Here is a 12,556-nt window from a genome sequence, read left to right as displayed (position 1 = left end):
GGCGTCGTGCACCGCCCTTTTCGCGGTGCTGCTCGCCCTCACCCATGGTCGCCTCCTCCTTCGCCTTCCAGTTGGGTACTTGGTGTGTTCGGGCGCTTCGACAACGGGGCGAGGCGCCGTCCTGGACGCCGGGAGCCCGCCGGGGGCCACGGGACAGCCCTTACGCTCCGAGCCTGGTGGCCGTCGCGTCGAGGCGGCCGGCCACCTCTGCGAGGGTGTCGGCGGAGAGGGAGCGGATGTCGCCGAGGGGCCCCGCCAGGTCGGGACGGGAGACGATGCGCAGCGCCCCCCTGTAGGGTTCCCGCTCCAGTGAGTCGGCGGACACGACGTGGGCGCGCCCCTCCACCACGACGAGTTCGGCGTCGTCGCGTCCTTCCAGCAGTGCCTGTGCGTGTGCCTCGCTGATCACGGGTCGAGTCCCGGTGCGCGGCTGCGGCGTGCCGGACCGCGTGTCCGCCGCCCGGGTACCCGGCCCGGCTCGCGCCCCACATCCGGGGAGGGCCGTCCGTGACCGGTCACTGGCTCACGCCTCACGGGAACGGCTGGTGGCGGACACGGTCGACGCTGACGCACCCGTGCGGGCTCGCGTGAGGGCGCACGGATGCGACTCAGCCCGCCAGGACGACGGCGACCGTCACCAGGACCAACAGCGCGATGTAGGCCCAGGCGTAGACACGGTCGGGTACCCGCGGCGGGTGGCGGCGGAGGATCGCGATCACGGGCAGGGCGCCCAGCAGCAGCGCTGCGGCGGCGCGCAGGTCGACGAGGCCCAGCAGGTGCGGGTGCGCAGCCTCCGCGCTCACGGTGCCGCTCAGGGACACGGCGGCGGCCGGCAGGGCGATGACCAGGGTGAGGGGGTTGGCCAGTGCGGTCGCCACGGCCATCGTGTGACCGGCCCGGCGCATCGCGGGAACGGTCATGACGCTTCCGCCCACGCCGAGGAACGCCGCCACGGCACCGACTGGTGCGCCCAGCAGGGGCGGAAGCGGCCGCGACGCCCGGTCCGCTGCCTCGACCGGCCCGCGCGGGCGCAGGAAGCCGGGGCGCAGGAGCAGGTCGAGGACGGTGAGGGCCAGGTAGGCGACGAACGCCCAGCGGATCAGGGCCGCGGGGGAGTGGTGGGTGGCGAGTGCACCGGCGAAGGCTCCGACCGCCAGCAACAGGAGCAGCAGGCCGCTGCTGCGCAGGGCGCGGAGCACCCGACGGGGGGTGGCGGCCGTGGCGAACCCGGCGTTCACCACCATGACCAGCGCCGAGGTGGCCGTCGCGACCCGTATCGCGTCACCGCCGAGGGCCGCATCCGCCCACACCACGGTCGGGACGGTGACGAAACCCCCGCCGAACCCGAACAGCACTGTCGTGACTCCGGTGAGGAGCCCGATCCCGAGCAGGACGACATCGTTCATGGCACCACCCCACCAGCCGCCGGGGAGGTCCCGCATGCGATGGTCGGCGTCATTTCTTCGCGTGTCAGCCACGGGGTGTCGCGTGACATCCGCGGGCTCCCGACGCCCGGCACGGCGCCTCGCAGCGTTGCCGCATCGCCCCGATGCCCCCAGTACGGGTGGCTCCCCGCCTTGCGGTGCACGGCACCAGACCACGCGGCGTTGCCGAAAAGCCCTGGTAGCTCCGCTACGAGGACTCTCCGGCGCCTTGCGATGCACGGCACCAGACCACGCGACCTCATCGGACGCTCATCTTGCAAGGACCCCTTAGCGTGGGGTGGTGAAGAACGTCTCCCTGGCCGACGTCGACCAGGTGGCCCGGGCGGTCCTGCCGATCGGCACCGACTACCCCTCCGGTCATCTGCTGGACTGGCACGAACACCGGCGTGCGCAGTTCCTCTACGGCGCCACCGGGCTCATGGTCGTCGACACCGCCGAGGGCAGCTGGACCGTTCCGCCTGAGCGCGCGGTACTCATTCCGGCTGCCACCCGGCACCGCGTCCGCATGCTCGGGGTCAGTACCCGGAGCCTGTACATCGAGCCGGGCGCTGTCCCCTGGTGGCCCGCCACCTGCATGGTCGTGGACGTCCCGCCGCTGCTGCGCGAACTGCTGCTTGCCGCAGTGGAGTTCGAGGCCGACTACAGTCTGTCCGGGCGGGAGGGCAGCATCGCCGATCTCCTCCTGCACGAGATCGCCGCGCGGGCGCCGCTCCCGTTCCACGTGGGGATTCCCGCCTCCGTCGACCTGGCAGCCCTCTGCCGCGAGTACCTGGCCGCCCCGGACGTCGGCGTCACCAACGCGTCGTGGGCTGCGCGGACGGCCATGAGCGAGCGGGCCTTCACCCGGCGCTTCCGCTCGGAGACGGGCGAGAGCCCGGCCGTCTGGCGGTCCCGGGCCCGCCTGCTCGCGGCCCTTCCGCTCCTGCGCACGGCGTCGGTGAGCGAGGTCTCCGGCCGCCTCGGCTACGCCTCACCCGCTGCGTTCACCGCCGCCTTCACTCGCGCCTTCGGAAAGCCCCCGTCCCGCTTCTCCGCAGGGCCCCGGTAGGCGGCGTCCCCAGCGACCACACCTGACACCCCGAACGGGCGACGCCGGTGAGCAGCCGCCCGCAGCCCGCCCGTTCCCTCGCGCGGTGTACCAGCAGTACCGAGTGCGGCGCCGGACGCCGGCGGACACGGTCCTGACCGTGAGGCCGTCCAGGACAGGACGGCCTCTTCCCGGCCCGTCGACGTCCGGGCCCCCGCCCGTTGCCTCAGGCGCCGCGTTCCACCGGGCCGATGCGGGTGCCGTTGGTCACCTTGAGTGCCCCCCGGGCGAAGGAGGTGCCGGGGATCTCCCCGCCCGGGGCCTGGAGGGTGAACGTCGCCTCGTCCGCGGTGATCGCGTGGCCGCTGCCGGGCACCTGGATGTCGAAGTGCACCGGATGCCCCGGGCCGAACGTCACCACGTGCTTCTGGACGCCGTAGCGGCCGGTGGTGATGCTGCTCCGCGAGCCGTGGTGCGAGAAGCGGACGTCGGTGGGCGAACCGGCCAGCCGGCACGGGTCGTACCCGCGCGGCGCGGTGAGGGTGACGCGGTAGTGCCGGTGCCCGGCACTGTCCGGCGCCTTGGTGATCTTCGCGGTGTGGTTGGCCGGTCGGCAGGCGGACGGGGCGACGCCGGTGGTCGCCGACGAAGCCTGCGCCACTCCCACGCCGGCACCACCCACCAGGGAGGTCGCGGCGAGAACGAGGGCGGTGTTCCGGTAGGCACGCAGCATCTGGGCTCCTAGCTCAGTTCGCAGGTCCTGCCGGAGTAGTCCGGCAGGACCAGGTCACCCGAACCATGCCCCCAGCCTTTCGCGAAGAATGTCTCAGTATCGCCACGGACCTGGTCTCGGTGCGGAGGTACTCCCTGTCGTGCGTTCGGATCGCACGAGCGGCCCGTCCGGACGGTTGCGGGCGCCGCCCTCCCTCCCCGTCCGGCGGGCCGTCGCCACGTCCCGTCCCGTCCGCGGGTGGCAGGCCTGGCCCGGTCTGCGCCATCGGCCGGCCGGCCCTGGGGTGGGGCTTCCTCGGTGGCTGACCGACGACCGTCAGACTCCGGTGCCGTGCGGGAGAAGGCAGACGCCTCCACTACCCGGGAAGACTGTGGTTTCGCTGTGCGGGAGGCCTTCCGGGGGTCGAATGTGAAGGGAAACACACGCAATCGGTGTTCCTGCGAGGTAAGCCGCGGCTAAGTTAGGTGAGCCTCACTTCGGGAAGTGGGTCGTGGCGTCCCGTGGCGCTCGTGTCCCCTCGTGCACTCATCAGGAGCACCCATGTCCGCACTTCGCGCCACCACCGCTGCTGCGGTCGCCGTCCTCGCCGCGGCCCTGACGGTCTCGGGATGCGCGGCGAAGGACGATGCCAGGGCGGGCGGGACGCGGAGCGTGAGCGTGACCGCGACCGACGATTCCTGCGACGTCTCCGCCAAGGTGTTCCCCGCCGGCAACGTCACGCTGAAGGTGGCCAACAAGGGTTCGCGCGTCGCCGAGGTCGAACTCCTCTTCCCCGACGACCGGATCGTCACCGAGCGCGAGAACCTCGGCCCCGGCCTCAGCGCCTCGTTGACCGCGGAGGTCAAGGCGGGCGACTACCGCATCGCCTGCATCCCCGGCATGAAGGGCAAGGGGATGCGGCACGACGTGAAGGTCACCGGCAAGGGAGCCGCCAAGCGCGACCCGAAACTGGACAAGGCCGTCGCCGCCTACCGCACCTACGCCCAGGAGCAGGCCGACCAGACCCTGCCGCGCGTGAAGACCTTCACCGACGCGATCCGGGCCGGCGACCTGGCCGCGGCGAAGAAGGCCTACGCCCCCTCACGGGTGGGCTGGGAGCGGACCGAACCGGTGGCGGAGTCCTTCGGCGACATCGATCCCAAGACCGACACCCGCGCCGACGGCCTGGAGAAGGGGCAGAAGTGGACCGGCTGGCACCGGCTGGAGAAGGCGCTCTGGCAGGACAAGAAGATCGGCACGGCGGAGAAGTCCCTCGCCACCGAACTGGACCGGGACCTCGCCGACTGGCAGCAGCGCGTGGGCAAGGCCGTCATCACGCCGACCTCCATGGCCAACGGCGCCAAGGAACTTCTCGACGAGGTCGCCACGAACAAGATCACCGGTGAGGAGGACCGCTACTCCCACACGGACCTGGCCGACTTCCAGGCCAACGTCGGGGGAGCCGAGAAGGCATGGGACCTGCTCAAGCCCGTCGCCTCGGACAAGGACGCCCTCCTCACGCAGCAGCTCGACAGCCGCTTCGCCGCGATCGGCAAGCTGCTGGACCACTACCGCACCGGCTCGGGTGACGCCGACTTCACGGCCTACGACAAGGTGACCACCGCTCAGCGCAAGCAGCTCTCCGACGCGGTCAACGGGCTCGCCGAGCCCCTGTCCCGGCTGGCCGCAACAGTCGTCAAGTAGGGATGCAGGGGTCCGGGGTCGGCAACCAGCCGGCAACCAGCGGAAGAAGGACGGGACATGGGTACGGACAGCACCGGCGGCGACGGGCACGAGGAGCGGCGCGCGGCACCCAGCCGGCGGTCACTGCTGGGCTGGGGTGGTGCCGGGCTCGCCTTGGGCGCGGTGGCGGCGGGCGGTTCGGTCGCCGCGGTGGAGGCCGGCTCCGGCACCGGGCCGACTGCCTCGTCCCAGAGTGCGGCGGTCCCCTTCCACGGCGTCCACCAGGCGGGTATCGCCACTCCCGTCCAGGACCGCCTGCACTTCGCGGCGTTCGACCTGACGAGCACCGACCGGGCCGAGGTCACCGCGCTGCTGAAGGCCTGGACGCAGGCCGCACGGCGGATGACGGCGGGCCGCACGGTCGGTTCCGGCGCCGCCGGGCTCGCCGAAGCCCCACCCGACGACACCGGGGAAGCCCTCGGGCTGCCCGCCTCCCGGCTCACGCTGACGCTGGGCTTCGGGCCGTCCCTCTTCGAGAAGCTGAAGCTCACCCACCGCCGCCCCGACGCCCTCGCCGAACTGCCGCACTTCCCCGGCGACAACCTGGCGGCCACCCACTCCGGCGGTGACCTGTGCGTGCAGGCCTGCGCCGACGACCCGCAGGTGGCCGTGCACGCCATCCGCAACCTCTCACGCATCGCCTTCGGCACCGCCGCCATCCGCTGGTCGCAACTCGGCTTCGGCAAGACCTCCTCGACGACGCCCGGCGCGCAGACCCCGCGCAACCTCATGGGGTTCAAGGACGGTACCCGCAACATCGCCGGGGACGACGCGACGGGCCTCGCCGAGCACGTGTGGGCCAAGGCGTCCGACGGGCAGGAGTGGATGGCCGGCGGCTCCTACCTGGTGGCCCGCCGTATCCGGATGAACATCGAGACCTGGGACCGTGCCGCCCTCCAGGAACAAGAGGACGTCTTCGGCCGGGGGAAGGTCTCCGGTGCCCCGGTCGGCAAGACCCACGAGCACGACGCGCCCTTCCTCAAGGCGATGAAGCCCGACGCGCACGTCCGCCTCGCCCACCCGGACTCCAACGGCGGCACCCGCATCCTGCGCCGCGGCTACTCCTTCACCGACGGCACCGACGGTCTCGGCCGCCTCGACGCGGGCCTCTTCTTCCTCGCCTACCAGCGCGACGTGCGTACCGGCTTTGTCCGGGTGCAGCGCAACCTCGCCCGACACGACGCGCTCAACGAGTACATCCAACACGTCGGTTCCGCGGTCTTCGCGATCCCGCCGGGCGTCCGCGACGCGGACGGCTGGTGGGGCCGCGGGCTGTTCGCCTGACGCTCACCCCGGGAGGGACCGCGCATGTTCGCCAACTATCTGATCGGGCTGCGGGAGGGCCTGGAGGCTGGCCTGGTCGTCTGCATCCTCATCGCCTACCTCGTCAAGACCGGCCGCCGGGACGCCCTGAAACCGGTGTGGCTCGGCATCGCCGTCGCCGTGCTCCTGGCCTTCGGCTTCGGCTGCGCGCTCGAGTTCGGCTCCCAGGAGATGACCTTCGAGGCGCAGGAGGCGCTCGGTGGTTCCCTGTCGATCATCGCGGTCGGCCTGGTCACCTGGATGGTCTTCTGGATGCGCCGCACCGCCCGCCACCTCAAGGCCGAGCTGACCGGAAAGCTCGACAACGCCCTGCGCATGGGGACCTTCGCGATCGTACTGACGGCCTTCCTGGCAGTGGGCCGGGAGGGACTGGAGACCGCACTGTTCGTGTGGGCGACGGTGCGGGCCACCTCCGACGGCACCGCGAGCCCGTTCGTGGGCGTCATGCTGGGCCTGGTCACCGCCGTCGTGCTGGCGTGGCTGTTCTACCGCGGTGCCCTGCGCATCAACCTCGGCAGGTTCTTCACCTGGACCGGCGGGTTCCTCGTGATCGTCGCAGCAGGTGTCCTCGCCTACGGTTTCCACGACCTGCAGGAGGCCGACGTCCTGCCGGGCCTCACCGCTCAGGCCTTCGACATCTCAGGGACGATCCCGGCCGACTCCTGGTACGGGACCCTGCTCAAGGGCGTGTTCAACTTCCAGCCGGACCCGACCTGGCTCCAGTCCGTCGTGTGGCTCCTGTACCTGGTGCCGGTCCTCACCCTCTACCTCCTTCCGCACCGCCCGGCGCCCGCACGCGTGCCCAGCGAGGCCGAGGCCGCCGCCCACGGCTGACCTGCGGCGCCTGCGGACGCCGCCGGAGGCCGTCATTGGTCCCGTCAGGCCCACGACGGTTGCGCTGTTCAGCCCACCGTCGTGGGCCTGCGCTGCCCGACAGCGACATGTGCATGTGCGCGCACGGTGCTTCAGGGCGCCGGAAAGCAAGGAACCGACCCACGCCCACCGGTCGTCTCTCCCGGCGTCGTCGACCGTGCCGGCGCCCGCCCCGGAGCGCCGCCTGCCGTCAGGAGCACAGATGGGCCCCACCCTCCCGCACGACCCGGCCCCGTTCACCGACGAGTGGGTGGCGGACCGGCTCGGTACGCTCAGCCGGGCTCTGCGACGACAGACCGGACTCCCGCTGCCCGAACCCTCGTTGTACCTCCGAGTCGTCGAGGCCGAGCGGACCCGGCGCGCGTGGAAGGCGACCAGGGCCGAGTTGCCCGCTCTGGTCGCCGAGGCGGTGGCCGAGGGATGGGAGATCTCGGAGATCTCGGAACGGCTCGGCGTCTCCGAGAAGTACGTGCGACGACGGTTGCGTGAGCACGGCACAGGCGCGTGAAGGGGGCCGCCCACCTCTGCGTGGTCCACGGGTGACCGGCGTGTCCCAACACCGTTCAGTCCGGGGGCGGGAGAACGGCGGCTGAGAGTGGGACCCGGAAGATACGGCCGGAGGCGATGCCCGGTCCGAGCCGGGGCCTCCCGCACGGTGGTGGTCAGGCGTGCTGGTGGTGTGCGGCCCGCAGCCTCGGGCCGCATCCTCGGCTCACCTGGACTGGAGGGCGTCGAGCGCGACGCCCATCGCTGCCGCCACCCGATAGTCCAGTCGGCGGTCCGGAACAGTGATGAGGTACCGGTCGCGGAGCCCGAATTTCTTGGTGCTGCTCATCACCTCCTTGCCGGTGGCGTTGTCGACGAAGTCGAAGTGGAACGGGAACGGAGCCGGGATGTCGCTCACGAAGGGAAGGAACTGCCACAGCCGCCGCACCACGGCGATCACGGGACTCCGCTCCTGCCCCAGCGTTTCGAGTCCCTCGGCCTTCAGCGTCCACGTGGAGCGGAGCAGGCTCCTGGCGAACTCCTTCTTGAAGTAGCCGATCGGCTCGCCCTCGTGGTCGAGGACGTCGACCCCCGAATGGACGTCCAGGGTCTTGCGGGCCTTGAAGGAGAACAGCGGGCGGGTACGCGACTCGTCCGTGTAGAAGACGACCTCCTCCTTGAGCTTGAAGAGCTTCTGCTGCGCGAACGCGAACAGCTCGCCCTCCGTACCGTCCGGTTGCACACCCAGGATCCGGTACTGGTTGACAGCGAGCTTCACCTTCTGGCGAATGATGAACTCAGGTACGTGCGTGGGTTGCTCCGGCATCGATGCTCTCCTCCGTGATCGTGGCCGTCGTGATCGGGGACCGTCACTCTCGGTTTTCGTCCCTGTGACGTCGGTCGGCACCCTTTCCCGCCCGCCGCACAGAAGGCCATGACGCAGTGGCCCGGCACAGAGTTGCTCGGCCGGTGAGGGGCCCGGGCCACTACAGGCGGTGGCAGGGGCGCGTCCTGCCCCGCATCGTGCCCGTCCCTCGCGGGGGCATCGCTGCTCATGTGCCCGGGGTGATCAGTCACTGTGCTTCCGGCTGTATCCGGCGTCCCAAGGTGCTCGAAGTCGGGGCCCGCGTGTGAGGGCGGGCACGGGACCCGCGTCACAGCCCCGGCCGGGTAGTAGCCATCACCGGCATCTGGGCGCGCCTGGAGCGGCCTGGCCCGGAGCCTCCTGCTACGCGCTTTCGTAGGTCACAGGTTGGCGCCGGTGGGGAGCCGGTTCCCAGGGTGGTGGACGTACCGGGGAGCCAGCGCCGGACCGGGCGGGAGTCCTTCTCGCCTGAGCCTGACACCGGCCCCATGACGCGCCCGCCGCGTCGGGCACGCACCGGAGCCTCCGGGCCTGGGTGCTGCCGCCGACAGCCTGTCGGCCTCCCCACGATGTCCCCCGTAGAGAGGTACGCCATGACTGCCACCACCACCGCCACCCGTTTCCGTAAGTACACCGTCGCCGGTATCGCCACCGCGGGTGCCGCCGCTGCCGCCGCGACTCTGGCCCCGACCCCGGCGCATGCTGCCCCGGTGCACGAGGCCAAGCCCGCGGCTGTCTCCGTCGCCCACGGCAAGAAGGCCGATGCGAAGGACGCGCAGGCCAAGGAGGCGGCGAAGGTCGCCAAGCTGGTCGAGCAGGGCAAGAAGAAGCACGGCGACGACCTCGACGGCTGGATCCGCACGGCGCTGGACGTGATGCACTACGAGCACATCCCCGGCAGCTACCACGGGATCCACAAGAACATCATCCGTGAGTCCGGCGGCAACCCGACCGCTCAGAACAACTGGGACATCAACGCCCAGAAGGGCGTGCCGTCCAAGGGCCTGCTCCAGGTGATCCAGCCCACCTTCGACACCTACCACGTCAAGGGCACCAAGGACTCGCTGACGGACCCGGTGGCCAACATCGTGGCTGCGACGAACTACGCGGCCGACCGGTACGGCTCGATGGACAACGTCAACTCCGCCTACTGATCAGGCCGAGCGGACTGACACAGCCCGTCTGAGCTCCGGGGACAGCTGCCCCGGTAGCCGGGAGCGGCGGGGCTCAGGCACACCGGTGAGGCCGGGCATGGAGGCACCTGCCCGGCCTCACCGGTGTTCGCTCGCTGCTCCAGTGGGGCGCCAGGCCGCAACGGAAGCCGCGTTCCCTTCGTGCAGCGGTGTTCGGGCCGGCTGTCGCCGGGGCCTGACCGATGCCGCGCTCGCCTCCCGAACGGGTGGGCCGGCCCGCAACGGTCAGTGCTGCCCGGAGGCCCTCGACCATCAGACCGAGGGTGAAGTCGAACCGGTCGTGGCCCTCGCCGGCGGTGAGCTCGGCGGCGTGATGAGTGGTGTACGGAAAGGTCGCAGGCGGCAGGGCGGTGAGCCGACGCAGCAGTTCGTCGCGGTCGACACCCGGGCAGCGTCACCCTGGGTGGATCGCCGGCGCACGATCGACACCTCAAGTAGGCAGCCACGTACAGCAGGAGCGCGTCGATCGCCCAGACGGCGGTCTGCGGGGGCGACGCCACCGGCGAGCAGGATCGCCAGCATTCCCTCGCTCACGCGCAGGGTCTCAAGGTCGGTGGGGACCATGGCGAGCGCGGCGCGGGAGATGCCGGGGGTACTTCAGATACTGGTCGCGCATCCGGGTGCAGGCGCCGCGGATCTGTTCCCGCCAGGTCGCCGGGTCGGGCTCGGGCAGCATGAGCTCGGCGCACAACCGGCCGATGAGCAGCTCGTCGAGGTCGGCCTTGTTGACCACGTGGGCGTAGAACGAGGCGGGACCGGTGTTGAGTGCGCGAACCACCTACGCGGTCAAGAAGATCGCGGGCGTCACGCAGCGTATCGACCTGCCCGGCGAGCATCCGCTGGTCGGGCGGTTTGAATCCCGGTCCGTGCCCGCTTCGGAGGAGGTGCCGAGCCCGCAGCCGGAGCGGCTCATCCGGGCTGCTGGTTTTCGGTGAACATGCTGATCAGCCTGTGGGGCGTGTCGTCCCCGAACATCAGCTCGTGGAGGTGGACGGCTTCGACGGCCTCCGCGGCGCTGCGGGGGAACAGGGCCTGCTCGTACTCGGTGAGCGCAGCTTCGGGGTCATCGGGGTGCGCGGCGATCGCCGCGCCGAGCTCGGCGCCGTCGTACATGGCGAGGTTGGCGCCTTCCCCGGAGGGGATCATGAGGTGGGCGGCGTCGCCGAGCAGGGTCACCCCGGGTACCCGGTCCCATCGGTGCTCGTTCGGCAGGGCGTGCAGCGGGCGCAGGACCGGTGCGGTCTCACCGTCGGTGATCAGTGCGGTCAGCTCCGGTGCCCAGCCGGTGAACTGCTGCGCTATCCGTGCGGTGGCCGTCTCGGCGTCGGCGAAGTCGATACCGGCGAACCAGTCCAGCGGCTTGGAGAGCGCCACATAGGTGTGGAGTGTGCCGCCGCTCTCCCGGTGGGCCTGGATCCCCTTGCCCGGCGCGAGCGCGAACATCGCCCCGTCGCCGACCGCCTTCGCGCTGGCGGCGTGCCGGGTGTCGCTCTCGAACAGGTAGGTCTCGACGAAGGACGTGCCGACGTACCGGGGCGTGGCCCCGGAGAGCAGCGGCCGTACCCGTGACCACGCGCCGTCGGCGCCCACCAGCAGGCTCGCGGTGACGGTGGTGCCGTCGGCGAAGGCCACTTCGTGGCGGCTGTCGCCGAGGGAACGGACGGTGCTGACCTTGTGCCCCCACCGGACGGTACCGGCCGGAAGCGAGTCGAGCAGTACCCGTCGCAGCTCGCCGCGCAACACCTCGGGGCGTCCCCCCGTGCCGTCGTCGGGCTCTTCGAACAGCACGCTCCCGTCCGGGGCGAGGGCCCGCGTCGCCTGGCGGCCCTCCAGGACGAGGCTGCGGAACTCCTCGGTCAACCCTGCCGCACTGAGGGCCGGCTGGCCGTTGTGCTCGTGAATGTCGAGCATCCCGCCCTGCGCACGTGCTGTCGGCGAGGCCTCCGCCTCGTAGACCGTGGCGGGGATTCCGTGGACGTGCAGGACGCGGGCGAGCGTGAGGCCGCCGAGTCCGGCACCGATGATCGTGACGGGTGTGCGCATGGTGACTCCTTCTGGACGGAGGCCGCCGCTGGGCGCGGGGCGACACTTCTGGTACGTCGTTCCATTATGGTACGTCGTTCCATGTTGGAACAACGCTCCAGGCGTGTCAAAATGGCAGCATGGCAACACGGACACGGCGGTCGCAGCGGCGCACAGAGGCCCTCTCCCGGGAACGCATCGTGGAGACCGCAGTCGAGCTGCTCGACGCGGCCGGCGAGGGCGGGCTGACCTTCCGGGCGCTGACCGAGCGCCTCGCCACCGGGCCGGGGGCCATCTACTGGCACGTGGCCAACAAGAACGAGCTGCTCGGTGCGGCCACCGACGCCGTCGTCGCCGCAGCTGTGGCACCCCGGCCCGCCGCAACTCCGCACTCGCCGCGGGACGGGGTCCGCGCTGTGGCGCTCGGCCTGTTCGACGCGATCGAGGAGCACCCGTGGCTTGCCGCACAGCTCGCCACGCAGCTCTCCCGCAGTCCCGCGGGGTCGGTGGCCCCGCGGATCTTCGAAAGCATCGGCCGACAGGTCCGTGCGCTGGGCGTGCCGGAGGGCAGCTGGTTCACCACGGCCTCGGCGTTGATGCACTACATCTTCGGGGCCGCCGGTCAGAACTCCGCGAACACCGCCGGTGCCCGGACTCTCGCGCCCGACGTGAACCGCGCCGAGTTCCTCGACACCGTCTCGAGCGCATGGGAACAACTCGACCCGGACGACTACCCGTTCACCCGGGCCGTCGCGAACCAGGTGCGCGAGCACGACGACCGCGAGCAGTTCCTGGCCGGGCTCGACCTCGTTCTCAACGGCATCGCCGCTCTCCACACGCCCAGTGGGTGAGCGTGGGCCCCACCCG

General features: G+C 71.2%; 12 protein-coding genes and 1 pseudogene. 7 read left to right on the top strand and 6 right to left on the bottom strand.

All coding sequences use genetic code 11. The features are described from left to right. Nucleotides 1–160: 160 nt before the first annotated feature. A complete protein-coding gene (locus ACFV3R_RS12035) occupies nucleotides 161–409 on the bottom strand; it encodes a hypothetical protein (RefSeq protein ID WP_385579644.1) in 249 nt (82 codons plus the stop codon). A 199-nt stretch (nucleotides 410–608) separates the two neighbouring features. Continuing rightward, nucleotides 609–1,406, bottom strand: coding sequence for a sulfite exporter TauE/SafE family protein (locus ACFV3R_RS12030; protein ID WP_385579641.1), 798 nt, complete (start codon nucleotides 1,404–1,406; stop codon nucleotides 609–611). A gap of 319 nt (nucleotides 1,407–1,725) precedes the next feature. On the opposite strand from ACFV3R_RS12030, the gene ACFV3R_RS12025 reads away from it, so the two are divergent. After that, nucleotides 1,726–2,493 carry a helix-turn-helix domain-containing protein gene (locus ACFV3R_RS12025; protein ID WP_385579638.1) on the top strand — a complete coding sequence of 256 codons (768 nt, stop codon included), beginning with the start codon at nucleotides 1,726–1,728 and terminating at the stop codon, nucleotides 2,491–2,493. Between the two features lie 205 nt (nucleotides 2,494–2,698). On the opposite strand, the gene ACFV3R_RS12020 is transcribed toward ACFV3R_RS12025, so the two are convergent. Beyond that, nucleotides 2,699–3,205 (bottom strand): hypothetical protein, encoded by a 507-nt coding sequence (locus ACFV3R_RS12020; protein WP_385579635.1) that lies wholly within the window; start codon nucleotides 3,203–3,205, stop codon nucleotides 2,699–2,701. Between the two features lie 540 nt (nucleotides 3,206–3,745). Here ACFV3R_RS12020 and efeO point away from each other — a divergent pair. The 4 genes from efeO (at nucleotide 3,746) to ACFV3R_RS12000 (ending at nucleotide 7,631) form a co-directional block, all read left to right on the top strand. Next, a complete protein-coding gene (gene efeO, locus ACFV3R_RS12015; protein WP_385579632.1) occupies nucleotides 3,746–4,888 on the top strand; it encodes an iron uptake system protein EfeO in 1,143 nt (380 codons plus the stop codon). 57 nt (nucleotides 4,889–4,945) lie between these two features. Next, nucleotides 4,946–6,211, top strand: coding sequence for an iron uptake transporter deferrochelatase/peroxidase subunit (gene efeB / locus ACFV3R_RS12010; RefSeq protein WP_385579628.1), 1,266 nt, complete (start codon nucleotides 4,946–4,948; stop codon nucleotides 6,209–6,211). A 24-nt stretch (nucleotides 6,212–6,235) separates the two neighbouring features. Next, nucleotides 6,236–7,084: an iron uptake transporter permease EfeU gene (efeU, locus tag ACFV3R_RS12005; RefSeq protein ID WP_385579624.1), complete on the top strand. Its 849-nt coding sequence runs from the start codon at nucleotides 6,236–6,238 to the stop codon at nucleotides 7,082–7,084. A gap of 241 nt (nucleotides 7,085–7,325) precedes the next feature. Further along, nucleotides 7,326–7,631 carry a helix-turn-helix domain-containing protein gene (locus tag ACFV3R_RS12000; protein WP_385579621.1) on the top strand — a complete coding sequence of 102 codons (306 nt, stop codon included), beginning with the start codon at nucleotides 7,326–7,328 and terminating at the stop codon, nucleotides 7,629–7,631. A gap of 204 nt (nucleotides 7,632–7,835) precedes the next feature. On the opposite strand, the gene ACFV3R_RS11995 is transcribed toward ACFV3R_RS12000, so the two are convergent. After that, on the bottom strand, nucleotides 7,836–8,435 hold the full coding sequence (locus tag ACFV3R_RS11995; protein ID WP_385579618.1) for a hypothetical protein: 600 nt from the start codon (nucleotides 8,433–8,435) through the stop codon (nucleotides 7,836–7,838). A 632-nt stretch (nucleotides 8,436–9,067) separates the two neighbouring features. Between ACFV3R_RS11995 and ACFV3R_RS11990 the strand changes: the two genes are divergently transcribed. Further along, the gene (locus ACFV3R_RS11990) at nucleotides 9,068–9,628 is read left to right on the top strand and encodes a transglycosylase SLT domain-containing protein (RefSeq protein WP_385579615.1); all 561 of its coding nucleotides are present in this window, start codon (nucleotides 9,068–9,070) and stop codon (nucleotides 9,626–9,628) included. A 277-nt stretch (nucleotides 9,629–9,905) separates the two neighbouring features. Here ACFV3R_RS11990 and ACFV3R_RS11985 read toward each other — a convergent pair. Both ACFV3R_RS11985 and ACFV3R_RS11980 read right to left on the bottom strand, forming a co-directional pair. Beyond that, nucleotides 9,906–10,436, bottom strand: a pseudogene (locus tag ACFV3R_RS11985) (TetR/AcrR family transcriptional regulator C-terminal domain-containing protein); the annotation flags it as partial. 140 nt (nucleotides 10,437–10,576) lie between these two features. Then, nucleotides 10,577–11,710: an FAD-dependent oxidoreductase gene (locus ACFV3R_RS11980; protein ID WP_385579612.1), complete on the bottom strand. Its 1,134-nt coding sequence runs from the start codon at nucleotides 11,708–11,710 to the stop codon at nucleotides 10,577–10,579. A gap of 119 nt (nucleotides 11,711–11,829) precedes the next feature. On the opposite strand from ACFV3R_RS11980, the gene ACFV3R_RS11975 reads away from it, so the two are divergent. Then, complete coding sequence (locus tag ACFV3R_RS11975) at nucleotides 11,830–12,540, top strand: TetR/AcrR family transcriptional regulator (protein WP_385579608.1); 711 nt, start codon at nucleotides 11,830–11,832, stop codon at nucleotides 12,538–12,540. Nucleotides 12,541–12,556 lie beyond the last annotated feature (16 nt).

It is taken from the genome of Streptomyces sp. NPDC059740, from assembly GCF_042733155.1.
Classification (GTDB): Bacteria; Actinomycetota; Actinomycetes; order Streptomycetales; family Streptomycetaceae; genus Streptomyces.
The sequence above is the reverse complement of the archived record's forward strand: the minus strand, read 5'-3'. Positions and strand labels throughout refer to the sequence as shown.